23 protein-coding genes and 1 tRNA gene are annotated in these 23340 nt (G+C 40.6%); 11 read left to right on the top strand and 13 right to left on the bottom strand.

What is annotated here, in order from left to right:
- Window positions 1-46: 46 nt before the first annotated feature.
- The 4 genes from BST97_RS08880 to BST97_RS08865 form a co-directional block, all read right to left on the bottom strand.
- The gene (locus BST97_RS08880) at window positions 47-472 is read right to left on the bottom strand and encodes an ankyrin repeat domain-containing protein (RefSeq protein WP_085766904.1); all 426 of its coding nucleotides are present in this window, start codon (window positions 470-472) and stop codon (window positions 47-49) included.
- Window positions 473-578: 106 nt separating this feature from the next.
- Window positions 579-785 (bottom strand): helix-turn-helix domain-containing protein, encoded by a 207-nt coding sequence (locus tag BST97_RS08875; protein WP_085766903.1) that lies wholly within the window; start codon window positions 783-785, stop codon window positions 579-581.
- 64 nt (window positions 786-849) lie between these two features.
- Window positions 850-1401: a DUF2975 domain-containing protein gene (locus BST97_RS08870; RefSeq protein ID WP_085766902.1), complete on the bottom strand. Its 552-nt coding sequence runs from the start codon at window positions 1399-1401 to the stop codon at window positions 850-852.
- The gene (locus BST97_RS08865; RefSeq protein ID WP_157111563.1) at window positions 1398-1937 is read right to left on the bottom strand and encodes a hypothetical protein; all 540 of its coding nucleotides are present in this window, start codon (window positions 1935-1937) and stop codon (window positions 1398-1400) included. Before BST97_RS08865 ends, BST97_RS08870 begins: the two co-directional genes overlap by 4 nt.
- 130 nt (window positions 1938-2067) lie before the next feature.
- Between BST97_RS08865 and BST97_RS08860 the strand changes: the two genes are divergently transcribed.
- The 8 genes from BST97_RS08860 (at window position 2068) to clpX (ending at window position 10683) form a co-directional block, all read left to right on the top strand.
- A complete protein-coding gene (locus BST97_RS08860; protein WP_085766900.1) occupies window positions 2068-3204 on the top strand; it encodes an aminotransferase class I/II-fold pyridoxal phosphate-dependent enzyme in 1137 nt (378 codons plus the stop codon).
- Window positions 3201-3605 (top strand): DUF2007 domain-containing protein, encoded by a 405-nt coding sequence (locus BST97_RS08855; RefSeq protein ID WP_085766899.1) that lies wholly within the window; start codon window positions 3201-3203, stop codon window positions 3603-3605. Before BST97_RS08860 ends, BST97_RS08855 begins: the two co-directional genes overlap by 4 nt.
- A 211-nt stretch (window positions 3606-3816) precedes the next feature.
- Window positions 3817-4434, top strand: coding sequence for a dethiobiotin synthase (gene bioD, locus BST97_RS08850; RefSeq protein ID WP_085766898.1), 618 nt, complete (start codon window positions 3817-3819; stop codon window positions 4432-4434).
- Complete coding sequence (bioA, locus tag BST97_RS08845) at window positions 4431-5717, top strand: adenosylmethionine--8-amino-7-oxononanoate transaminase (protein ID WP_085766897.1); 1287 nt, start codon at window positions 4431-4433, stop codon at window positions 5715-5717. Before bioD ends, bioA begins: the two co-directional genes overlap by 4 nt.
- 17 nt (window positions 5718-5734) lie before the next feature.
- Window positions 5735-6856 (top strand): beta-ketoacyl synthase N-terminal-like domain-containing protein, encoded by a 1122-nt coding sequence (locus BST97_RS08840; protein ID WP_085766896.1) that lies wholly within the window; start codon window positions 5735-5737, stop codon window positions 6854-6856.
- Window positions 6857-7220: 364 nt separating this feature from the next.
- A complete protein-coding gene (gene tig, locus BST97_RS08835) occupies window positions 7221-8552 on the top strand; it encodes a trigger factor (RefSeq protein ID WP_085766895.1) in 1332 nt (443 codons plus the stop codon).
- A gap of 87 nt (window positions 8553-8639) precedes the next feature.
- On the top strand, window positions 8640-9317 hold the full coding sequence (clpP, locus tag BST97_RS08830) for an ATP-dependent Clp endopeptidase proteolytic subunit ClpP (protein ID WP_085766894.1): 678 nt from the start codon (window positions 8640-8642) through the stop codon (window positions 9315-9317).
- 130 nt (window positions 9318-9447) lie between these two features.
- Entirely contained in the window at window positions 9448-10683 is a 1236-nt protein-coding gene (clpX, locus tag BST97_RS08825; RefSeq protein ID WP_085766893.1) for an ATP-dependent Clp protease ATP-binding subunit ClpX, read from the top strand.
- On the opposite strand, the gene BST97_RS08820 is transcribed toward clpX, so the two are convergent.
- The 7 genes from BST97_RS08820 to BST97_RS08790 all read right to left on the bottom strand — a co-directional run bounded on the left by BST97_RS08820 (window position 10684) and on the right by BST97_RS08790 (window position 18274).
- Window positions 10684-11454: a hypothetical protein gene (locus tag BST97_RS08820; protein WP_085766892.1), complete on the bottom strand. Its 771-nt coding sequence runs from the start codon at window positions 11452-11454 to the stop codon at window positions 10684-10686. It lies immediately after the preceding gene.
- On the bottom strand, window positions 11455-12237 hold the full coding sequence (locus BST97_RS08815) for a porin family protein (protein ID WP_169711557.1): 783 nt from the start codon (window positions 12235-12237) through the stop codon (window positions 11455-11457).
- Complete coding sequence (locus BST97_RS08810) at window positions 12227-13390, bottom strand: hypothetical protein (RefSeq protein ID WP_085766890.1); 1164 nt, start codon at window positions 13388-13390, stop codon at window positions 12227-12229. The genes BST97_RS08815 and BST97_RS08810 overlap by 11 nt, the downstream gene beginning before the upstream one ends.
- Before the next feature lie 458 nt (window positions 13391-13848).
- Window positions 13849-13922: transfer RNA gene (locus tag BST97_RS08805), tRNA-Arg, on the bottom strand.
- 160 nt (window positions 13923-14082) lie between these two features.
- On the bottom strand, window positions 14083-14685 hold the full coding sequence (locus tag BST97_RS08800; RefSeq protein WP_085766889.1) for a Uma2 family endonuclease: 603 nt from the start codon (window positions 14683-14685) through the stop codon (window positions 14083-14085).
- A 16-nt stretch (window positions 14686-14701) separates the two neighbouring features.
- Window positions 14702-15118, bottom strand: coding sequence for a hypothetical protein (locus BST97_RS08795; protein WP_085766888.1), 417 nt, complete (start codon window positions 15116-15118; stop codon window positions 14702-14704).
- 3 nt (window positions 15119-15121) lie between these two features.
- The gene (locus BST97_RS08790; RefSeq protein ID WP_085766887.1) at window positions 15122-18274 is read right to left on the bottom strand and encodes a WD40/YVTN/BNR-like repeat-containing protein; all 3153 of its coding nucleotides are present in this window, start codon (window positions 18272-18274) and stop codon (window positions 15122-15124) included.
- 206 nt (window positions 18275-18480) lie between these two features.
- On the opposite strand from BST97_RS08790, the gene BST97_RS08785 reads away from it, so the two are divergent.
- Window positions 18481-18870 carry a hypothetical protein gene (locus BST97_RS08785; protein WP_085766886.1) on the top strand — a complete coding sequence of 130 codons (390 nt, stop codon included), beginning with the start codon at window positions 18481-18483 and terminating at the stop codon, window positions 18868-18870.
- Between the two features lie 83 nt (window positions 18871-18953).
- On the top strand, window positions 18954-19259 hold the full coding sequence (locus tag BST97_RS08780; protein WP_085766885.1) for a hypothetical protein: 306 nt from the start codon (window positions 18954-18956) through the stop codon (window positions 19257-19259).
- Between the two features lie 5 nt (window positions 19260-19264).
- Here BST97_RS08780 and BST97_RS08775 read toward each other — a convergent pair whose 3' ends face one another.
- Window positions 19265-21202, bottom strand: a complete 1938-nt coding sequence (locus BST97_RS08775) for a tetratricopeptide repeat-containing sensor histidine kinase (protein WP_085766884.1) — start codon at window positions 21200-21202, stop codon at window positions 19265-19267.
- 225 nt (window positions 21203-21427) lie between these two features.
- On the bottom strand, window positions 21428-22258 hold the full coding sequence (locus BST97_RS08770; RefSeq protein ID WP_085766883.1) for a helix-turn-helix domain-containing protein: 831 nt from the start codon (window positions 22256-22258) through the stop codon (window positions 21428-21430).
- A gap of 137 nt (window positions 22259-22395) precedes the next feature.
- Between BST97_RS08770 and BST97_RS08765 the strand changes: the two genes are divergently transcribed.
- Window positions 22396-23046, top strand: a complete 651-nt coding sequence (locus tag BST97_RS08765) for a response regulator (protein ID WP_085766882.1) — start codon at window positions 22396-22398, stop codon at window positions 23044-23046.
- Window positions 23047-23340: the final 294 nt, after the last annotated feature.

Genomic DNA, 23340 nt, shown 5'->3' with positions numbered 1-23340 from the left:
TACTAAGAGGTAAAAGGCTTGTTAGATTTTTGTGGGGTTTGACAAGCTAGTCGAGCATTGCGATAATCTCGTTGCGCTTGTAGTATTGCGCCCAGTCCATAGCCGTTTTTCCTTTTGTTGCGATGGATTTATCAGCACCTTGCTGCAGCAGGTAAGCAACTGTTTCAGCACTCCCATTTTTTGCAGCCCAACTCAGAGGTGTGTATTTCCCACACTGAATGTTTACATCGGCATTTTTCTCTTCCACGGCATATTTTAGTAATTCATCATTCCCTGTGGATAGGATAAAAACCATCATGCTCACTTGTTTTCTGGTAAGATCATGACATTCATTGACTGATTCTTCTGTAATAAAAGACTTAGCCTGATCCATATCGCCAGCTTTGACAGCCATAGCAAAATCTGTTGTGATATCTTGTGCAGCTACACTTCCAGTAACGATTAGAGCTGCAATAAAAAATAGTTTTTTCATCTTAACTTTATTTTAAAGGCTAAATATAAGCTTATCTTGACAATATGATAATTATTCAGGATTTTTCTGATTCAAATTCAAATCCTCTTTCTGAGACAAGAACTTTCTATTCAGTGCGGTATTCTAATAAGTCTCCCGGTTGACAGTCCAGCACTTTACAAATAGCTTCCAAGGTTGAAAAACGCACCGCTTTTGCCTTTCCAGTTTTTAGGATGGATAGGTTTGCAGTTGTGATGCCTATAGCATCGGCCAGCTCGTAACTCTTCATGCCTCGTAGCTCCAGCATATGATCAAGATTGATGACTATGGGCATTTGCAAAAATGGTTTTTGGGATGTTTCGCTTTCGCGAAAGCGTAATATGAATTCATATCATGCATCAAATTGTCAAATCATTTTCTTCTTTCATTTTCCCTGCCGATATAATCAGATCTGCGATCAAATGAATAAATAGAGCGATAAAGCTTAACGTTAGAATTGAGAAAAACAAACTTCCATCCAGATGCCAATATTTTGTTGTTTCTACAGAGAAAAAGTCAATAAAGCTTAGTGCATTCATCCCTATGGGACGTATCAAGATACCAGTAAAGAACAATACATTCATTTTTTTGAGGATTCTGCCCGTTTTTTGATCTAAAGCTAAGTTGTTATCCAGTCTTAGACCGAAGCCATACAGTCTTTTAAAACCTAAATAAATGAGCAGCGCAGCAGCGATGGTAAAAATCTTATAGATCAGACTCCAAGTTTTCTCATTCAAAATAGAAGGTCTTGCTCTAAAAATATAATCATCTAATGATCTCTCGTAGTAAATCTGAGAAGTATCGATCATGACAATGATTATCGATATGATCATTCCCAATACTACGAGCAGCGAGATTCCCTGGCCAAAACCAGCTAAGGTCAGAAACCATTTTTTGTGATTGATCTTCATACCGTAAGCGCATTTTCTTCCTGCAGCATCAAGCCGCGCTCGATGATTTTGGAAAAGATGATTAAAAAAATCCCGAAAGCCAGAATCAAAAATATAGAATCAAAGCTATCGTTAATATTAAGCGGAGTCCTAACTCTTGGGTAATCTTCATACAACAGTGGATAGAGTGGATAGATAAAATACTTGAATACCGCCCCACAAACTTTTGTCAGCATTCCACCTATTACACAGAACAATCCTGCTTTAAATAAGTGAGACTTCAGGTCAAAGCTGAGTAGCTGGCGCCGGTTGATTTTGTAGACCGCTTTTCTTAAGTGGTGAATCATTGCTAAATAGAAAAAATGATCCGCTACGCTAGCGATGAGAATGCTATAGTATAATACTTTGTTTTGAACAACATCGATATCGATTCCAGACACATAAATATCAACTCCAGATAGCGCCATAAAAAGCATTAATGGAGCGGCCAAGGCACTCATCCACGCAAAGAAATACAACAGGTTTAAAATTGCTCTTAAAACAGAAAGCCAATTCATAATATTATCGTTTAACGATAACAAAAATAGAAAAATTATTGAATAACGATAATATTTAAACTTGTTTTAACTTGTGGGATAACCATTGAATCAGCCTATTTTACCGCTTGAGTTGTTTTAAATTTGCTGCATGCTACCAGATAAGCTTCACCGAAAATTAGGCATGCGTCACTTCTCCGGTAACTTGCGCGGTTTGCAGTTGCCTAATTCAAATCTGGTCGATTTTTCCTCAAACGATTATCTGGGTTTTGCTAGGACGATCGAGGTAGAAGGTGTCTTTAAAAGTGGCGCAACTGGATCCAGGCTCATAAGTGGTCACAGTCAGCTCCATGAAAAGGTAGAGCAGCAAATCGCCAATTTTCATAAAGCAGAATCGGCTTTGATTTTCAACAGCGGTTACGATGCAAATCTGGGATTGATTTCTTGTCTGGCAGATCGTGCAGATCTCATTATCTACGACAGTTTGGTACATGCCAGTATGCGCGATGGCATCCGGTTGTCACATGCCAAAGCCATCAAGTTCCCGCACAACGATTTACAGCACTTAGAGATTTTGCTCGATAAATTTTGCATAGCTGAGGATCGCGAGGTCTACGTCGTCACAGAATCGGTTTTTTCCATGGATGGAGACCAGCCAGATTTGCAATCAATGATCGAAATCATCAGCAAATACGAAAATGTCCATTTGATTCTGGATGAGGCTCACGCGCTGGGAGTTTTGGGCGATAGGGGTGAGGGGCTGGCGCAATCGCTTGGTTTGGAGCACAAGATTTTTGCACGAGTGATGACCTTTGGCAAAGCATTGGGCGCACACGGAGCTGCGGTATTAGGCAGTGAAGATCTCAAGCAGTATTTGGTCAACTTTTCCCGCAGTTTCATTTATACCACGGCGCTGCCAGAACATTCATTGCGAGCCATTGAAGCGGGTTATGATAAGCTAGTGTCAAATAGAAACCTAGTGCCTCAATTGCGTGAGATTATTTCTTATTTCAATGATCAGGTGCTGGAAAATGGTTTGAGGTTACGCTTTCGCGATCCCGATAGCTACCGGGACGAGACCGCCATACAGATCTGTAAAATTTCAGGGAATAGCGAGGTCACGCAGGCAGCTCAAGAACTTCAGGCAAACGGTTACGATATCAGAGCAATGCGATCACCTACTGTATCACGGGGACAAGAGCGATTGCGTATTTGCCTACATGTCTATAATACCAAACACGAAATCCAAAACATGCTTAAATTGCTGGCAAAAATCTTGAAAGGTTGAGTAAATTCAGAACCATTGCCGTTTTTAGCTATCCTGCCGAAGCCATGGTGCTCAAGGGAAAAATGGAGAGTGAGAACATAACGGTTTTTCTCAAGGATGAATTTACCGTTGCTACAGATCCATTTGCTACAAACGCCTTGGGCGGCGTGAAAATGCAGGTCTACCGTGAAGATTACGTCAAAGCGATGGCAATATTAGAAGCGAGCAATCCAGAACTGGTTAAAAATCGCGTGGATTATGTTGCCTGTCCCAATTGTGGCAAACGCCAGGCTCGCGAACTCATAGACATTAGCACCGCACGTACTTTCAAAGAAACTATGACAGCGATCTATTACAGCCTGTCTCCATTAAAGCAAAAGTTCTCCTTCCAGTGTAAGAACTGCGGGCATTATTTTAATTAGTTGCGCTCCGCGCTCTAGGCTTTACGCCTTAGGCAGTAAGCTATTAAATATCGATAAAATCTGGATTAGTTTATTTCTGTATCTATTTCACGATAGCTCAACTCAACTAATTTGCCTACTGCAACTTTATTCTACTACAACACACCAAATATCCATTTCAACACCCATAATTACCGCACTACGCCCGACCTTTGCAGCCGAAAGAATGATCATGAAGCAGATTTTTATTACGGGAATAGGAACCGATGTAGGAAAAACCGTGGTCTCGGCAATAGTCACCGAGGCTCTTGAAGCCGATTACTGGAAACCTATACAAAGCGGTCTCGACACGACAGATCGCAAAACAGTTCAGACTTTAATCAGTAATCAAAAGTCCGTGATTCATCCAGAAGCTTATAGATTGCAAACGCCTATGAGTCCGCATGAGTCTGCTAAAAAAGATGGTGTAGAGATAAGACTGGAAGAAATTTCCAGACCGCAAACTGATAACCATCTAATCATTGAGGGAGCAGGCGGGTTACTCGTGCCCCTTAACGATAGACATACCATCGCTGATTTGATTGAGCCAGATGATCAAGTGATCCTGGTTAGCTCAGGGTATTTGGGTTCGATAAATCACACCTTGCTCACGGTGGAAGCCTTGAAATCAAGAGGGCTGGATTGCGCTGGAATCATTTACAATCACGTGGATCTAGAAGGGACTATTGAGATCATTGAAAAAATGACCAGCGTTCCCACACTCGCAATCATTGAGAAGCACGAGGCTATTAATTCTGAACTTGTTGATCAGTATGCCACAAAATTCAAATCAGCTTTGGAGCAATTATGAATCGGGAAGAGATTACAGCAATAGACCAGAAGAATATCTGGCATCCTTTGACGCAGCATAAAACAGCGCAAGCTCCCATCGCAATCGATCGGGCAGAAGGGAATTACCTCTATGATTTTGAGGGCAACCGCTATTTTGATGCGATTTCAAGCTGGTACACCTGCAGTTATGGGCATAGAAACACTAAGTTGACTACCGCGGTTAAAAATCAGCTGGATCGCTTACATCACGTGGTTTTTGCTGGAATGACCCACGAGCCAGCTGCAATTTTATCTCAAAAATTGTTGGATATTTTACCGATAAATCAGTTCAAGCTTTTCTTTTCTGAAAATGGAAGCACCAGCGTTGAAATCGGTTTAAAAATGGCGTTTCAGTACCACTTCAATCGAGGTGAAAAACGTAACGTGGTCATTGCCTTAGAAAACGGTTTTCACGGAGATACTTTTGGTGCCATGAGCGCTAGCGGTCTATCGGTTTACAACGGCGCGTTTCAGGACTTTTTTATCGAAGTTGAGCGTATTCCGGCGCCTACAGCTAGCAATATTGATGAAGTGCTCCAAAAGGTTGAGGCAATAATCCAGCAGAATGAGGTGGCAAGTTTCATTTATGAGCCGTTAGTTCAGGGAGCGGCAGCCATGCAGTTGAATGATGCTGCAGCTATGGGGAGGTTGTTGTCTCGCTTTCGCGAAAGCGGAATCATCACCATCGCAGACGAGGTCATGACAGGATTTGGGAAAACGGGAACCAATTTTGCCAGCGATCAAATTGCTGAAAAACCCGATATCATTTGTCTTTCCAAAGCGCTAACCGGCGGGATCATGCCCATGGCGATCACGAGTTGTACGGAAGAGATTTATCAAGCTTTCTACGACGACGACCTTGCAAAAGGACTATTTCACGGTCATACTTATAGCGGGAATCCTTTGGGCTGCGCAGCTGCGGCAGCAGCAATCGACTTGCTGAATAGTGAAACTATTCAGGATGGAATCAGAATGACTACAGAGCGTAATGCTGTTTTTGCTAAATCAATTATTCAGCATGATCGTGTTGCTCAAGTGAGACATCAAGGTGTTATTCTTGCAATAGATGTTGAGCTGGAAATGAGTCGTTACGGCAATCAAAGAGATCAAATTTTCAATTGGTTTTGGGAACGTAGCGTTTTTTTAAGGCCGTTAGGAAACACGATTTACATCGTTCCACCTTTTACAACGACCAGCACAGAATTAAATCGAGTTTATGAACTTCTAGAAGAGTTTGTCACGACTTTTGAACTTCAGAATTAGAAAGTAATTCACAAGATTTGAGTAGAGATATTTACATAAAAGAATACAAGTTTGTTGCGCCAAGCCTGAATTTTTTAAATGATGCCGAACCTCATTTTTCCAAAAATAAAAACGGTGAATGGATTGCGGCATTAGATCAAGAAACTGAAGCTAATCTCGCCGATTTTTTGACTCAAAATATCAAATATCAGACTCTGGATCGTAGTGTTCAGCTGGCACTTTTTGTGGCAAATCAGTTTCAAAATTTACCTCAATCATGTGGAATCAATATTGGGAGCAGTAGGGGAGCTACGGGACTTTGGGAGGAGTTTTATGCGAAATTTCAAGCTACGTCTGGTCGTGAAATTCTTCCGGCCGTTGCTTCACCGCTTACTACTTTGGGAAATGTCTCTAGCTGGGTAGCACAACATTTAGGCACTACCGCTGCCGCGTTTTCTCATTCCATTACGTGCGCGACGTCTGCACACTCAATTCTGAACGGAATGGCTTGGATAAAGGCAGGAATGGCTGATTCATTTCTTGTAGGTGGGAGCGAGGCACCCTTGACCGATTTTACGATTGCGCAGATGAAGGCATTGCGCATTTATTCAAGAGATCAAAGCACTTTTCCATGTAGAGCTCTTGATGTTGAAAAAACAGAAAACACCATGATTTTAGGTGAGGGAGCAGGTTTGTTTCATCTGACCGTTGAGCCAGTATCTGCCAAGGCAAAAATTATAGGTTTCGGTACATCTGTAGAAACTTTGAGCAGCCCAACCTCCGTTTCGGAAGATGGTTTTTGCCTGCAACAATCGATGAGGCAAGCTCTAAGGGATTTTCCTAAAAACGAGATCGACGCTATCGTTACCCATGCACCAGGAACCATCAAAGGTGATCGATCAGAGCTGCGTGCGATTGAACAGGTTTTTAGAGAAAGTACTCCCGTTTTGCTCAATAATAAATGGCAAATAGGTCATAGTTTGGGAGCTAGCGCCGCTTTGAGTTTGACGATGGCGTTACAGATCTTTGAAAATCAATTCTATCCAAACGTTCCCTATCTTGATTTAAAAAATAGCATAACTAATGCTCCAAAACGCATATTGATGAACTCGACCGGTTTCGGAGGTAATGCGGTGAGTTTGCTGGTGGAGAAAGTGTAATTGCGCGTCGCGCTGAGCGCCTTGAATGCGCTGTAAGATATTTGCTATTCGTTATTCGCTGTTCGCTATGCATTGCTCGCAGTTTCGCTTCGCAAACGCCAAGGGTTCCCATAACGATGCTTGTAAACTGCTAGAAACGACGTTGAGGCATTTGTCTAGTGCCATACCTTAAATTGAAAAGATTCTGTTGAAACAAGACTTCGGAGGTTTCAAACACTTCGGAGGTCTAATTTCTCACTTCTAACCTCTCGTCTCTTTTTCTCGCGTCTAAACTCTTTGACTTCTCGTTTTCCTAAAAGCTTTGTTTACATCTAGATAAAGACTAATTTTGCAGCCCTAAAATAAAAGCATTAAAAGCCTTTAAATGAATATCAATCGTACTGATGTTGACGCGCTTAACGCCGTCTTGAGTCTTGAGATCAAGCAAGAAGATTATAAGGAAAAAGTTGAGAAGATCCTTAAAGATTACCGTAAGACAGCAAATGTCCCAGGTTTTAGAAAAGGTCACGTGCCAGCTGGTTTGATCAACAAAAAGTATCGCGTTCCCGTAATGGTGGATGAGATCAATAAAATGATTCAAGAAAAGCTCAATTCTTATATTCAAGAAGAGAAGTTGGAGCTTTTAGGGAATCCGCTTCCTAAAGAGCAAGAAGACATTGATTGGGAGAACGCTAAAGATTTCAACTTTGAATTTGAAATAGGACTTGCTCCAGAATTTGACGTTGATCTTAAAGGTAAGAAGATAACGAGCTATGAAATCAAGGTGGATGATAAAACTATCAATGATCAAATCGATAGAATAAGAGAGCAGTACGGTAAATTAGTCAACAAAGATGAGGTTGCCGAGGGAGACGAAATTACTGGAGTATTCAGAAACGACGATGAAGACATCAATGTGGACGCTACTTTCAAAACAGATCGCATCAAGGGTAAAACTAATATGAAGAAATTAGTTGGTTCTAAACCAGGTGATGTTCTCAAGTTGAAAACTCAAAATCTCTTTGAAAACGATCAAGATTTGAACAATCTTCTTAAGATCGATCAAGAAAAGGTAGACGAAGGAATCAATGTGCCGCTTGAGTTTGAAATTACTGAAGTGAATACGCGCGAGAAAGCTGAGATGACTCAAGAGTTTTTTGACAAACTTTTTGGTCCTGATGCTATTAAAAGCGAAGACGAGCTTAAGGAGCGTTTGAGAGAAGATGCTTCTAAACAATTCGCACAGCAAACCGATCAAAAACTCTTGACTGATGTAACGGAGAGTTTGATTGAGAATACAAAATTTGACTTACCAGCTGATTTCCTTAAAAGATGGATCGCAAATAATGGTGAGCAAGAAATGACTGCTGAAGAAGCCGAGGAGGAATACAATCGTTCTGAAAAAGGCTTGAGATATCAATTGATCGAAGGTAACCTGATCAAGAACAACGAGGACTTGCAACTCAAATTTGAAGACCTTCAGGAGTATGCTCGCACCATGATACGTCAACAGATGGCTCAGTATGGTCATACCGGAGCGACTGATGAAGAAGTAGATCAAGTGGTGGCACGCATCATGAGTAATCAAGATGAGGTGAAAAAAATGAGCGAGCAGTTGCAAAACGAGAAAATGCTGGACTTCTTTAAAGAAAACGTCTCTTTAAAGAAGAAAGAAGTCTCTTACGAGAAGTTTATTGAAGAGGCTTACGGCGCTTAAAGGCATAAGAAAATCGTATCTTGAGGCGTTAACTTTTTTATAGAGAAGTTAACGCCTTTTATTTTTACGCTTCCTAATATTACGATTATGAACATAAGTAAGGAATTTGAAAAGTTTGCGGTTAAAGATCAAGGAATCAACCCAAACTACTATGATAAAATCATGGGTCGCATGTACCCGTCAAATCTGACTCCTAATATTATCGAGGAGCGTCAGATGAACGTTCTTGCCATGGACGTATTCTCACGTCTTATGATGGACCGCATCATTTTTATGGGAACGGGAGTGAACGATCAGGTGGCCAATATTATTCAGGCGCAGTTGCTCTTTCTTGAGAGTACAGATGCAAATAAAGACATTCAGATCTATATAAATTCGCCAGGCGGTAGCGTTTATGCCGGTCTGGGTATTTATGACACTATGCAATTCATCAAGCCAGATGTAGCGACGATTTGTACAGGAATGGCGGCCAGTATGGGAGCTGTTTTACTATGTGCGGGTGAAAAAGGCAAGCGTAGTGCACTTCCTCACAGTCGTGTGATGATCCACCAGGTTTCTGGAGGCGCGCAAGGTCAGGCGAGCGATATCGAGATAACGGCTAGAGAAGTCGTCAAGTTAAGAGAGGAGCTTTACAACATCATTGCAAAGCACTCCGGCAAACCAGTTGAGCAGGTGCAAGAAGATTCAGATCGTGACTTTTGGATGAAGGCAGACGAGGCGCTGGAATACGGAATGATTGACGAGATTCTTGTAAGAGAGAAGTAATTCTGGAGAGCATTTGTTGATGATCTCGTCCCGATAGCTATCGGGATCGCGAAAGCGGAACTAACAAACACAATAACCGACCACCCGTAAGTATTTGTCTTTTTAAGGCAGGTGCAAATTTTACTAAAGAATGAGTAAAGAACAATTAGAATGTAGTTTTTGCGGTCGCAGCAAGTCAGAGACTAATCTGTTGATAGCAGGTCTGGACGCGCATATATGTGACCGTTGTATAGAACAGGCCCACGGGATCGTTCTGGAAGATCACGGATCGAGTGATTCTGGAATCTCCAGCAATGAGCTGGAACTCAAGAAACCGCAGGCGATCAAAAATTTCCTTGATCAGTACATTATAGGTCAGGATTTTACCAAAAAGGTGATGTCAGTTGCGGTGTACAACCATTATAAAAGGTTGCTACAAAAACCTACTGAGGACGATGTTGAGATTCAAAAATCCAATATCATGATGGTGGGTCAAACTGGTACCGGTAAGACGCTTATCGCGAAAACCATTGCCAAAATGCTTAACGTGCCTCTAGCCATTGTGGATGCCACAGTATTGACTGAGGCGGGTTATGTAGGTGAAGACGTTGAAAGTATCTTGACGCGTTTGCTGCAAGCGGCAGACTACAATCTGGAAAAGGCACAAACTGGTATTGTATTCATTGATGAGATCGATAAGATCGCTCGTAAGTCAGACAACCCATCCATCACGCGTGATGTTTCTGGAGAGGGAGTTCAACAGGGATTGCTCAAATTGCTGGAAGGAACCACAGTAAACGTGCCGCCAAAAGGTGGTCGTAAACACCCTGATCAAAAGTTTATAGAGGTAAACACAGAGAACATTCTCTTTATTGCTGGAGGGGCTTTTGACGGTATCGAGAAGGTGATCCGTAAGCGTTTGAACATGCAGGCGGTAGGTTTTAGCGCGAGTATCTCAAATGATGGAGTCGTGCAAAAGGATAATTTGCTGCAATACATTATTCCTAAAGACATTAAAGATTTTGGAATGATTCCTGAAATCATTGGCCGTTTACCGGTGCTGACGTATATGAATCCGCTGGATGCTAAAACGCTAAGAGCGATTCTAACCGAGCCTAAAAATGCGATCATCAAGCAATATGAAAAATTGTTTGAGATGGATGATATCAAGTTTAGCATCACCACCGGTGCTTTGGACTACATCGTTGAGAAAGCTATTGAGTACAAGCTAGGTGCACGTGGACTGCGCTCCCTCTGTGAAGCCATCTTAACCGATGCCATGTTTGACCTCCCAGGATCAGATGAAAAGGAATTAAACGTCACTAAATCCTACGCAGAATCCAAGCTCAACAAAAGCGCAATCCAGAAGCTAAAGGCGGTGGGGTGATTAGTTTGGGTTTTTGCTGAACCACTTTTTGGGTGGGAACCAGGAAAGAGAGAATTGTATGTGTTTTCTACGAAGACCGTGTAAGGAACTTCTAAAGTTGTTGTTAGTTTGATCAAAGTATTCGATTTGATCATTGTAAATTCTATCATTGAATACAGAACCAGAAACACCTAGTTTGAATAGTCCTGAGGAGTTAGTTTTGTAGTAGTAGTTCAAAGAAATAGGGAAGTCTATAAACCCCTCGCTAGTGCTCTGGTTGATTAATAACAACTCATTTTCAGAACTAGGACTTGATAAAACCCTCCCACGTGCAAATTTATCATCTTTATTAAGCCATCGCATATCTATAGATAAACCAAAGCTTAAGAAATTTGTTTCATTAATTTTATATAAATATTCTGTACCTAATTCTAAAGTGTAGAAACTTAGGTTTCTGGTATCATTTTCTATAAAATCATCAGGGATGTTAATAAAAGATCCTGGAACCCTTAGATAACTATTTGATTCAAAGGATTCGTAATAAACACCAGTCTTGAATAAGAATTTGCCTGTGCGAGCAAACATCCAATCTAAACCAACTAAGTAGTGATTGGTAACATCAATTTCATATTCATAACCTACTGTTGTCTCATTTTTTTCAAAATTATTTTGATAACCGGCTGTTAAACCTAGTTTAATAATATCGTCAAATAACAATTTTGAGTTCTTCTGTTCAGTTTGTGCAACGAGAAATAAGGGTATAAAAAAAATAAATACAGATAGTGATTTCATTTAGAAACGTATAAATCCTTTCTTAGGGAAATAAGTAAGGGATAGGTTGATATAATGTCCTGTCCACTCATGTTTTGAAGTAGCTCCAGGCACAGCTAGATTAGTAGTAGTTATAAAGGTTTCTTCCATCGTTTGGAAATGGTAATGACCGGTAAGCGCGATTCTAAACTTGCTATTATCATTTAAATAAATATCACCAGCTAAACCGAGGTTTGCCCCAAATGTAAAAGGACTCTGATATTCCTCGTATTCTCCAATCGTCCTAGGTATTCCATTCACACTTAAAAAGGGATGACGATACCTGCCTGGTGTGTATCCGTAGTGCTGTAACTCCAGTCCTCCCTTAAAATATAAAGGGTGTTTTGTAGACTTATTAAATCTATAAAGTGCTTCAACTGGTAAATGATACGTCCAATAAGGTGATTCTATAAATTCAGCATTAGTGCCTCTTTCCCTTCCTAGTTGATCTGCCGTGATATTATAGCTTTTTGACTGAGATATATTTTTAACGAAAAAACCTGTGGTAAACAGCCATTGTCTAGTTCTAAAAAGTTCAACATCGAAACCAGCAATAAAAGTTAACCGATCTTTGTATTCAAGTTCAATAAAATCATTCTCATTGGTATTGGAAAAGAAATCATTATGCAGTCCTACCCGCAACCCTATTGGAAAGGTTTTAGGAGGTAAATTACTGTTTTTGTTATCGTTCTGACAATAACAAATCATACTGGCACTTAGCATAAGCGCCAGTATGATAATTTGAAAAAAATTATTAGTTTTCAAACTCCAGAGTTTCATAAAATGGGCGCTGTCTGTGTTCAGAGAAAAGAGCGTCATCAATAGTGCCAATCTCTTCACCGCCCGCATAAGGTCTTCTTAGTTTAGCTTTTGACCTTCTCTTTTTTCTGTATCGTCCCTGTACATCCTCCTCTTCTTTAAAAATGCAATCTGATTCTGAATTAGCCGGCAATGACGAATCTTTCTCGTAAGTATCCCCATAAATACGTGCGCTGCTACTGATACGGCGTTTTCTCCATTTACTATTCTTCTTTTTGTAATTCCTAGTAAATGCTTTGAACACCTTTGTATTTCCAGCATCTGTAAAATCAAAAGTTCTGTTTCTCATTTGGTTAGATTTTTTCATGGCATAACTGCCTGAAAGCTGCACGCCTTTAGAGTCGCTACTTTTATAAAAGCAAGCGTTCGGATTGATAAATTCAGCAGAAGCAGCTCCCGCTTGTTCCTCATTACCACCAAACTGTTGAATTACTTGCTCTAATGAGTTTCCTTCATTTGCTGATCCCAAAGCGCTGGAAGCGTCAGGATGCGTGGAGTCTACAATCAACCAACCTTCAGCCATTTCTTTGTAAATGAAATTACAAATCATCACCTCGTTTTGTGGATTGTAAAGTGTTTGCTCAACAGGATCGACTATAAATTGATTTTCTGCCCAATCATCAAAGGTCCATCCCGGTTGGTCTGATGCATCAAGCCATGCATTTTCTGCCGCCTCCTCAAATTTTCTTAGTGAGCAGAAATGATGAGAGTCTTCATAGTCAATTAGTGGTTGATCTGGGTGATGACTAATTGACTCTTCCAAATCGTTGAGAGGGTCTTCACTAAGATGTCCGTGAGAATTCAAGAAGTTATCTTCATGGGTATCAATAGCGGTTTCCAATTGCTCTAGAGTTTGCGCGAATGACTCCCAAGATGGAAAGTGCATCATATTATGATCGCAATCGCTGGTAACTCCATTATTAAAGTAGAGTCCATAAGGTTGAAATTCACATTTTTCTGTTGAAGATTTTGCAAAGAGTTGATCTTCCGAAGTTGTTTGCTTTTCTTCTGTAATCTCATCTTCACAGCTAACTAGAGAGAGAGAGAGACTTAGCATAGCCATTGCAGACCATCGCCATAGGTTTTTTGTTTTGTTCATGATTTTTGTTTAAAGGATTAGTTGGTATACCATTGTAAACCTAATTTATTATTCAAAGCAAAAATCAATTCGTTCTTAAATTAACAGTTAAAAATTAGTTAATAATATGTATATTCTATTGAAAGTCTTATGGTTAGTATGTTTTCATTTTTTTATTAGTAGAATGGTTGGAAATTATAAAATAGCTCCGTTTTGAAAATCACAAAAAGAATTACTCCGGAAGTTTCAAAAAAAGAAGCGAGCTTCAATTTTGAAACTCGCTTCGCAATTCACTTTTTAGTGATTTATTCGTGACCTCGGCAGGATTACGTTGTGATCCTAGTAAGTTCAAAGTTGCAAATACAATCCCGACCCTATCGGGTCATATAATTATTTCCTTGATCCCTTTTGAAAGTCCACTTGCAACGGTCTCAAAAAAACAATCCCAATGGCTACCACCATCGGGATTGTGAGTGTCGTGACCCTGGTAGGATTCAAACCTACAACCGCTGGAGCCGAAATCCAGTGCGCTATTCAGTTGCGCCACAGGGCCAAGTATTTTACTAACCCAGTTGCGATATTCTCCCGATAGCTATCGGGATGCGCCACAGGGCCGTGTATTTTATAAAGCCATTTGCTCTATTCTCCCGATGGCTATCGGGATGAGCTGCGTGGCCTATTTTAGGCTCGCAAATATAAGGGTATCTCTATATCTATCTAAAGAAATCGGAGCAATTCAATTGCAGGTCTGGAAAAAGGGGAGTAGTGACAATTCCATTACCTTTTTCAAATTGATGGTTCAATTGGTAGACTCCTTCATTATCCAGAATATAGGTATCCACAGCATTTTCCAGTGTTGGGTTGATGATCCAGTATTCTTTCACACCATTTTCCTGATACAGATTGAACTTTTCGTTATAATCTTTTTTGGCCGTGGAATGTGAAATGATCTCTACAATCAAGTCAGGAGCACCCGTACAACCTGCCTCGGTCAATTTTTCTGGATCACATATGATACAAATGTCGGGTTGTACTACGGTAAACACTTCTTCGTCCTTAACATTAATGTTTTTAGAAAGGACAACATCAAATGGCAGCATGTAAATTTCACATTGTCTAATAATTGATTGATTGAAAAGATTAGCGAATACATTGCCAGTGACTTTTTGATGAATCCTGTAAGTGGTTTTGTCACATAGGTGAACACGTCCATCAAACAGTTCTAATCTTTCCTCGAAAGTCCATTTTTTGTAATCAGCGTACGAATAGCGCTTATTCAAATCCAAATCTTTTATTCTGGCGACTTGTTTTTCCATCGAAACATTTTATCATCTACTCTTTTGAAACCAACCAGATTCCTTCGCTTTGCTGCATCTCATATTCTTCATTCACGGTATCTGGGTTGTTGATAGTCCACAAGCCATATATCGATTGACGTTCCCTATCGTAATATCCAGTATGATTGACAATCAACTCACCAGGTTTGAGCTCAATACTACCGTTTTCATTTACAGTTGGATAAATTGGATATTTCTTTGTGAAAGAAACAAGCGTATCTTCAATGAACCCATCAATTGAACCTTTTGAGTCGACTGAAAATTCTGATGGTTCTTCATAAGTGGTGCCGGTCAAATTGAAGTTTTTGAAATCCAAATGATATTCAATTTTCACACGCTCACCAAAATAAGGTAGATCATAACCTAGACCATATTCATAATATCCTTTCCATATACCACTTAGTACTTCCATGTCTTATTCCTTCTCCACCATTAAATAATCCAATCCCAGTTCCCTAAATCGCTTATTAAACTCTTTGATGTCTTGATTTAAGATTTCGTTGAATTTGCCCAGTTCCTTATTGATCTCTGCTGTAAGTTCATTTTTGACTTGGATGCTTTGATCTGTAGGAGCGTAGTCGCCTACTTGTGCAAGACTGTTGAGGTGAGCCAGTTTATTGGTCAGTCGTATCGGGAAGTTTAGTGGATCCTGACCGCTGCGGTTTTGGGTTTGATAAAGGGCTTTTTCCACCTCGCTGAATTTCTCCTTCATTTCCTTGGCCATTTTTACCATCTCCTGAACTTTATCGTCCTCGCTGTCGCCATAGAAACTGTTGAAAGCATCAAGCTTTTTGGAAAAACTCCTGATGTTTTTGATGGATTTGTGAGCCTCGTCTACTGTTGCATTGACTTCCGAAATGAAGTCAAACTGCATTTGCATATCTGCTACGGTAGCTTCACTATCTGGAGTGGCCATAATTTTGAAGTTTTGCTCTTGAACTTCTCCATTGACATTAAGCTCTACTTTATAAGTTCCCGGAACAGCTCGAGGGCCTGAAAGGTTAGCCCACCACAATATCATTCCATCCAGCTTTTCTGCGCCATCATAAACCGTATTCCAATTAAATTTATTGGCTCCTTCCTTGACTTCGAGCTTACTTTCCTTCTCATGTGTGCCAAAAGTCTTGATCAGCTTGTCCTTCTCGTCATAAAATGAAAGAGCCACGGTGTCTTTTTTATTATACTCCGGTAAATAAAAATGCACTTGAACTCCCGCGGGATGGTTTTCACCGCTTAATAGAGAACCTGATCTTCCACCACCTTGCATGCGGTAGGCATCTTTAGGTTTAAGAAGTATGGCGTTATCTCGCTTTCGCGAACCTGCCTGTCGTGCCTTGGCAGGCAGGAGCGAACTCATTTTAAGTCCCTGTCTTACCAGTTCCAGATCATCATGAATCCATAAACTACGTCCCTGGGTCGCCACGATAAGATTGTTGTTCTTCACTGCCAGATCTGTTACTGGTACGATAGGCAGGTTCATCTGGAACGGCATCCAGCTACCGCCAGCGTTGGTAGATATGAAAAGACCTGTTTCCGTTCCTGAGTATAGAATGTTAGGATCCTTATCGTCTTCTCTTACCACCCGTGAAAAGAACTCTGCAGGAATGCCGTCTGTAATGAGTTTCCAAGATTTACCGTAGTCCGTGGTTTTATAGAGGTAAGGAGTGAAATCACCCAATTTATACCGTGTAGCGGCCACATAACAAGTCGCGGGATCGTAACGGCTGGGCTCGATGCTGTTGATTTGCGACCATTCTGGAAGCTTTTTGGGTGTGATATTGCTCCAGTTTTTACCGCCATTTGTACTCAAATGAATCAAGCCATCATCGCTCCCTATCCAGAGTTCTCCTTTTTTAAGGGGAGATTCTGCCGCTGCGAAAATCGTACAATAATATTCCACTCCCGTATTATCTTGAGTGATCGGTCCACCGCTGCTGCCCAGTTTTGAGGGATCGTTTCTCGTAAGGTCTGGCGAGATGGTTTCCCAGCTCTGACCCTCATTTGTGGTTACATGCACCTGATTTGAAAAGGCGTACAGCTTCTCTGGTTCATGCTTGGAGAAAAAGATGGGGAAGTTCCATTGAAAACGGTATTTCATTCCCTCTGCACCGTGACCCATAGGATTATCTGGCCACACATTGATCGCTCGTTGCTGGTTAGTCTTATGATTATAGCGGGTGAGAAAACCACCGTAACTTCCTCCATAAACAATGTCGTTGTCCTTTGGGTCAACGGCAATATGAGCACTTTCCCCACCTGCGGTTCCTTCCCAGTCCGTTTCTGAAATGCTGTAGCCAGTTGTCCTATGTGGAATTCTAATCGTTCCATTGTCCTGCTGAGCAACGTAAATCCTGTAAGGGAAAGAGTCGTCGGTCGTAACGCGGTAGAATTGCGAGGTAGGCTGATTATGGTAGGTGCTCCAAGTCCCTCCTCCATCATAAGTAATTTGTGCGCCACCGTCGTCTCCCATAATCATACGATTGGGGTCTTCTGGTGCGATCCACAGATCGTGGTGGTCACCGTGCGGAGCTCTTGCGCTTGAGAAGGAGCGTCCACCATCCGCACTTTTATGGTAGGACACATTTACTACATAGACTTGATCCTTATTCTGGCTGTCAGCATAGATTCTGGTGTAGTACCAGGCACGCTGTCGCAGGCTACGATCGCTATTGGTTCTGCGCCAAGTTAGACCTCCGTTATCGCTGCGGTAAACACCGCCTTCATCTTTGTTTTCAACGATAGCGTAAACCCGATCAGAATCTAAGGGAGAAACGGTAACTCCCATGATGCCTAAAGTTCCTTTTGCAAACCCTTCATTTTTTGAAATTTCCTTCCAGGTTTCACCATAATCGGTACTTTTCCACATCGCACTGCCTTCACCACCGCTGGATAGGCTGTAAGGTGTGCGTTGCACGCGCCATGTAGTAGCATAAATATTACGCGGATTACTTGGATCGATGATGAGATCAACCGCGCCTGCCTGCTCATTGGCAAAAAGGGTTTTCTTCCAGCTTTTCCCACCATCGGTACTTTTATAAACACCTCGATCTGGTGTGGGTTTGTAGATGTTTCCCAAAACTGCAGCATAGACTACATCTGGATTATTGGGGTCGATTGCGATGCGTGGCACGTGTCTGCTTTCTGGAAGCCCTGCCTTTTTCCAGGTTTTACCAGCATCTTCTGTTTTCCAGATTCCATAACCGCTGGAAACGTTTCCTCTCACGGTTTTCTCACCGCCGCCCACGTAGATCACGTTATGATCGCTGGGCGCAACGCTTACTGCGCCTATGGATCCGCCAAAATATCCATCTGAGATATTCTCCCATGTGCGGCCACCGTCTTCTGTTTTCCAGACACCACCACCGGTTCCTCCAAAATAGAACAGATTAGGCTTGCCAGCAACTCCGGTCACGGCTGCACTTCGGCCACCTCTGAAAGGGCCGAGCTGTCTGAACTCTTGGCTTTCGTAAAATTTCTGTGCCACGGGCGGCTCGGGAAGTTGTTGCGATTCCGCTTTCGCGAAAGCGAGAACAATTAAAATAATAGACCAAATTAAAGGATTCTTCATATCGAAATAATGGTAAACAAAATTGAAAGGGAAAAGTTACGAAGTAAAGTGGAATTTTGAGCTATGAGCTATGAGCTATGAGCTATGAGCTATGAGCTGTGAGCGATGAGTTGTGAGCTTTGACATAAAAGTGAGCGATCTAGGGCATTTGCCGTATTGATCAAACTTGAGAAGGGAGGCAAATTTGTAGTTCTAAATTTAATCTTATGAAAAAAGTTATTTTATTGCTGGCGGTCGTTATGACCTTGGCAAGTTGCGATCTTGATGGGTACGGGCCTAGTGTGGAATCAAATGGTGTTGAGGTTTTCTATAAACCGGATTCCATTAAAGAACAGGCACAGCGATTTTCAGTAATGATGGACACCATGGGGTATGGTGAAAATGGTACGGCTTCCTTCCAGATTCTTAAAGATAGTATCGTTAATATCAAAATGGTAGCGGTAGATCAATATCATACGGACAAGAGTCTCGACTATAGTTTCAATGCGGTGGCATTGCTGGCTCAAATGCAAATCTTTGAAAACGATGACGTACAAATGCACCTCACTGATGACCGATTCAATATCGTGAGATCGCTGGACGTGGTAGGGAAATAGTATATCGTAGAAATCTATTCTAAATCTAAACCCTGCATGATGCTGCCATGAATGCTTTTCTCAATTATTTCGTATTGCTCATAATGTTGCTGTTTTTAATAGGCATCATCACGATTATTATACGGAATAATAAAATGATGAGGGCAGCTTCAAAGCAGCGGGAGGAATTGAGAACGATCAGGAGATCACAATCGGTTCTGGCTCATGAGAACCGTGCCAAAAATCAGTTGCTCATGCAAGAACTGCGATGGACGGATCAAAATATTCAAGCTTGCCTTGATGACCATCAAGAACTTGCTGTTCAATTACCGCAGTATGTTTTGAGACTTGCTCAAGTTCAGGCTTCGGTCAAAAATTATGTGCGAACTCTAGAAATTATCTCAGAGTAATAGGATCAATTAACGGGAGCAGAAATGGTGATTTCTGTTCCATTCCCTGGTTCTGAATGAATCTTTACGCTGCCCTCCATAAGTTGGGCCCGTTCTTTCATATTTCTGAGGCCATTACCAGTTTCTTGCTTTTCAGGATCAAAACCCCTACCGCGATCATTTACGCGAGTCACCAATTGGTTGCCCTGTTTTTCAAATTTTACGGAAACATCATCAGTATCTGCATATTTCATAGCATTATTGATGGCTTCCTGAACGATCCTGAAGTAATGCATTCCCCTTACAGAATTGAACTGCTCGTTCACGTTCACATTATCAGCAAATTCCACGGTGAAGTTTTTACCCGCATTTTGAGCATTGCCTTGATGAATCAATAAACGGTCCTTGAGATCTTGGATTGAAATGTCATTTTTGTTCATTGCCCAGATCGTGTCGCGTAATTCTGTAATGGTAGATCGGGTAAAGGTGCTGAGGTTGTCCAGTTTCTCATTGGCAATTTCCTTACTTACATTTTGAGCGTATTTAAGATTGTCGAGAGAGGAAATGAGAAAGGTAAGCTGACTACCGATGTTATCATGTAAGTCACGCGATATCCGCAGTCTTTGCTGTTGCAATCTTTCTTGAGTTTCTAATTGTGCTTGCGCTTCTCTTAATTCTGCCTCTTGTTTGAGCTGTCTGTTTTTTAGTTTTTGCTGTCTATATAATAAGTAACCTAAAATCAATGCTGCAAGCAAGACAAGTCCCAATAGAATGAGCATATTGTTGCGCTGATTGACTTCTAGCTCTTTTTTTAGGATCTCATTACGTTGTTCTGCGAGCTGGCGGTCTTTTTTTTCAGCTTCATATTTTGCGTCAAGCTCAGAGGTAATTCTTACCGCATCTTCTCGAGCGATTTTGTCTCGCAACATCGTGTACTTGTCCAAATAAACAAAAGCACTATCCTGCTCATTCATATAAATGTAAGCGGCATTGAGCGCGGGATAGGCGATCAACAATCGCTCTGAATTGTTGTTTTCTTCAAATACTGAAATGGCTTCTTTCAAATTTTTAACCGCAGAATCATAATCTTCTAATTCAGTCTGGATGGTGGCGATACTCACTTTGGTGGTTGCAGCTTCATTCAAATCGCCTATTTGTGTTTTGATGCTTAAAGATTCATTGAAATACTCGAGAGCATCATCATAATTTCCATTTGCGGTTTCAATTGTTCCTAGATTTTGATCAACAGCCGCGAGCGTGTAGTAGTTATTGGTTTCTAGACAAATATTTCTTGCCTCCGTAAGGTACTTTTCACCCTTTTCAAAGTCTTTTTGATCTACATACAGCCCACCCAGATTAAGTTTGATGTTGGCAAGTGCCATGACATTATCCGTAGCTTGATGAATTTTTTCTGCTTTTAAGTAAGAATCGAGTGCTTTCTGGGTGTTGCCCATGGATTTGTACAGCACACCTATGTTAGCTAGAGTAGTGGCGGTATTTGCCAGATATTTTTCATCAGTTTCAAAAAACCTTAAAGCACTAATATAGCTTTCCATAGCTTTTTGAGACTCAGATCCACTTTGATAGACGGCACCTAGATTGGTATTAATTTTTGCCACATTAAGGCTGTCACCGGCTTTTTCGTAAATTTTTAAAACATCTAGGTAAGCCTTTTTGGCCTCCTCGTACTTTCCTGAACGATATAAGTACCCAGCAAGTTCTTTATTGTTTGTGTTTATGGCATCTTGATCATTGATACGTTCAGCAATGGCTTGAGCTTTCTCGTTGTAATAAAAAGAAGAATCAATGTGACTGCGCTGAATAAACCAGGCAATGTCTTGATAAGCCTTTATGCTGTCTTTAGCATTTTCAGCATTTTTAAGATCTGCGTGTGCGGTATCAAGCGGTGATTGCGCAAAACAGAAACCTGATATTATAAGAACGAGGATAAGGAATCTTTTCATCTAAATGATTTTGCAATAGGCTAATATAGACAAATTAACAAAGTTTTAGAGATCGGGTTTGTAGTTTAAATGATAGCTATCTCTTGTTGAAATTAAGGGTTATGAAAAGGATTGAGCCCAAAATTTCTTTGGAAAATTGATTGGTTAAAGGGCGCTTTACAGAAAAGTATAAACTAATATATACTATATGCTTTTGTAAATTGAGTGATGCTTAAGATTTCAGTATTAGCTTTTTCTGAAACTGAGTGGTGACATGCCTACATGCTTTTTGAAAAATTTTGAAAAGTGGCTCGGCTCTTTATAACCTAGTTCATAGCCTATTTCTTCTGCGCTTAAGTTGGAATTAAGAAGCAATCGTTTTGCCTCAGAAATAATTCTGTCGTTAATGATTTTTAAAGGAGATGAGACTTCGTGCTTTTTAAAAAAATTAGAGAGCGTTTTGGGTGACTTATAAAGGAGTTTAGCATAGTCTGCAACCGCGTGTTTTTCTTTAAAATGTTGTTCTACTAGAATATGGAATTTTCTTATTAATTCTATTTGCTTTATACTAGAGCTGCTGTTAAATTGCTGATTCCTAATCAATCTAGTTGCGGTGATCAACATTCTTTTAAGTAAGGTTCTGAGCATTTCACCTTGAATTAGATCTTTGATTTGAAACTCATCTTTAAGCAAAACAAGAATTGCTTCAAAATTTTTGATATCCTTATCATTTAAATCGGCAATGGGAGCACTCTTAGATCCATAAAACAGCATTCCCATGCATGAGACTTCTGAGTCGTTTTGTAAGATGCAGTAAAATTCTCTGTTGAATAGATAGGCAACGATTTCATGATTATTTTTAGGAATATCTACCTGATTTACAGGTGTACAAAAAAGAACCTGACCTGCAATGAGTTCAACTTTATAACCATCTATTTGTAGGTTTACTTTGCCATTACGACACCATATGATTTTAAATAATTTTTTGTCTTTAAGCATCTCAAGAGAGGCGTTACAGGTAAAATCAGTTACAGTGAACCTGCCTCCATCTCTATTGTGCTGGTAATCTAATTTCATAACTTAAAAATAGGTATTTAGTCCATTTTAGAACGTCTATCTACCGAGAATTACCTTCATTCTAATTATTATTATAGATTAGTGGGGTGTAATAATGATCTCGCTTTCGCGAAAGCGGAAAATTAAATAACCTCATCATGAACACAATCAAGTATGCGCTAGTAGATGATAATTCCTTTCTCACTGCGGCCACTAAAGAGAAATTGAGTTTTTTCGACGCATTTGACCTCAGATTTACGGCGGTAAATGGTCAAGATTGTATAGAAAAGTTAGCAAAGGATAGATACGTTGACATCATTCTTATGGACATAGAAATGCCGATCATGAATGGGGTGGAGGCGACTAGGGAGGTTAAATCCCTATATCCACATATTAAAATAATCATGTTAACCGTGTTTGATAATGACGATTTGGTTTTTGATGCTATTCAAGCCGGTGCGGATGGTTATTTATTAAAAGATGTACAGCCTGAACAACTTAAAAATGGTGTAGAATCTACCATGCAGGGTGGAGCGGCCATGACCCCTTCCATTGCTCTGAAAACATTAAGATTGCTACGCTCTCCCATCAAAGTTGCCGAGTCACAAGAAGAAGATTTTAAGCTGACCGATAGAGAGGTTGATGTACTGGAGCAACTTGCCCAAGGCTTGTCCTACACAAAGATTGCAGATAACCTTTTTCTATCTCCCAGTACGGTAAGGAAGCACATTGAGAACATTTACAAAAAGTTGCAGGTTCATTCTAAACTAGAAGCTGTTGAGAAGGCGCGGAAGAATAGGTTGATATAGGTGTTCTTAGAACAACCATGTCGCTTAAGTTTTCAAAAGATTGATATCGTGTCCATCTTATTCTAAAATTATAAGTCTTCAACTTGTGCCGCTGAAATCGTCTCAACATACATAGTTGCGCTTATATAAAAGCGTATTACCGATTAGTAGCCAAAGTCAGAGAAGGTACTTCAGTGCTCATGAGGATGCGTTGATTTCCACCATCAGCACATCTAGATGCGAAATTTTCTATAAAATCATACGGAGCAGATACAATTAACGTTCTCTACTTTCTCTAGGTGGCATTTTTAAACC

Source organism: Nonlabens spongiae (genome assembly GCF_002117125.1).
Taxonomy (GTDB): domain Bacteria; phylum Bacteroidota; class Bacteroidia; order Flavobacteriales; family Flavobacteriaceae; genus Nonlabens; species Nonlabens spongiae.
Note: the sequence above shows the minus strand (reverse complement) of the source record. Positions and strands in the feature narration are given on the sequence as shown.

Excerpts from the sequence above, each read along its gene's own strand:
- bioD (WP_085766898.1), top strand. The coding sequence starts at position 3,817 with ATGAAGCAGATTTTTATTACGGGAATAGGAACCGATGTAGGAAAAACC.
- BST97_RS08880 (WP_085766904.1), bottom strand. The coding sequence starts at position 472 with ATGAAAAAACTATTTTTTATTGCAGCTCTAATCGTTACTGGAAGTGTA.
- tig (WP_085766895.1), top strand. The coding sequence starts at position 7,221 with ATGAATATCAATCGTACTGATGTTGACGCGCTTAACGCCGTCTTGAGT.
- clpP (WP_085766894.1), top strand. The coding sequence starts at position 8,640 with ATGAACATAAGTAAGGAATTTGAAAAGTTTGCGGTTAAAGATCAAGGA.
- BST97_RS08795 (WP_085766888.1), bottom strand. The coding sequence starts at position 15,118 with ATGGAAGTACTAAGTGGTATATGGAAAGGATATTATGAATATGGTCTA.
- BST97_RS08860 (WP_085766900.1), top strand. The coding sequence starts at position 2,068 with ATGCTACCAGATAAGCTTCACCGAAAATTAGGCATGCGTCACTTCTCC.
- BST97_RS08775 (WP_085766884.1), bottom strand. The coding sequence starts at position 21,202 with ATGAAAAGATTCCTTATCCTCGTTCTTATAATATCAGGTTTCTGTTTT.
- BST97_RS08865 (WP_157111563.1), bottom strand. The coding sequence starts at position 1,937 with ATGAATTGGCTTTCTGTTTTAAGAGCAATTTTAAACCTGTTGTATTTC.
- BST97_RS08875 (WP_085766903.1), bottom strand. The coding sequence starts at position 785 with ATGCCCATAGTCATCAATCTTGATCATATGCTGGAGCTACGAGGCATG.
- BST97_RS08780 (WP_085766885.1), top strand. The coding sequence starts at position 18,954 with ATGTTGCTGTTTTTAATAGGCATCATCACGATTATTATACGGAATAAT.
- BST97_RS08765 (WP_085766882.1), top strand. The coding sequence starts at position 22,396 with ATGAACACAATCAAGTATGCGCTAGTAGATGATAATTCCTTTCTCACT.
- BST97_RS08785 (WP_085766886.1), top strand. The coding sequence starts at position 18,481 with ATGAAAAAAGTTATTTTATTGCTGGCGGTCGTTATGACCTTGGCAAGT.
- BST97_RS08820 (WP_085766892.1), bottom strand. The coding sequence starts at position 11,454 with ATGAAATCACTATCTGTATTTATTTTTTTTATACCCTTATTTCTCGTT.
- BST97_RS08800 (WP_085766889.1), bottom strand. The coding sequence starts at position 14,685 with ATGGAAAAACAAGTCGCCAGAATAAAAGATTTGGATTTGAATAAGCGC.
- BST97_RS08870 (WP_085766902.1), bottom strand. The coding sequence starts at position 1,401 with ATGAAGATCAATCACAAAAAATGGTTTCTGACCTTAGCTGGTTTTGGC.
- BST97_RS08770 (WP_085766883.1), bottom strand. The coding sequence starts at position 22,258 with ATGAAATTAGATTACCAGCACAATAGAGATGGAGGCAGGTTCACTGTA.
- BST97_RS08810 (WP_085766890.1), bottom strand. The coding sequence starts at position 13,390 with ATGAACAAAACAAAAAACCTATGGCGATGGTCTGCAATGGCTATGCTA.
- bioA (WP_085766897.1), top strand. The coding sequence starts at position 4,431 with ATGAATCGGGAAGAGATTACAGCAATAGACCAGAAGAATATCTGGCAT.
- clpX (WP_085766893.1), top strand. The coding sequence starts at position 9,448 with ATGAGTAAAGAACAATTAGAATGTAGTTTTTGCGGTCGCAGCAAGTCA.
- BST97_RS08790 (WP_085766887.1), bottom strand. The coding sequence starts at position 18,274 with ATGAAGAATCCTTTAATTTGGTCTATTATTTTAATTGTTCTCGCTTTC.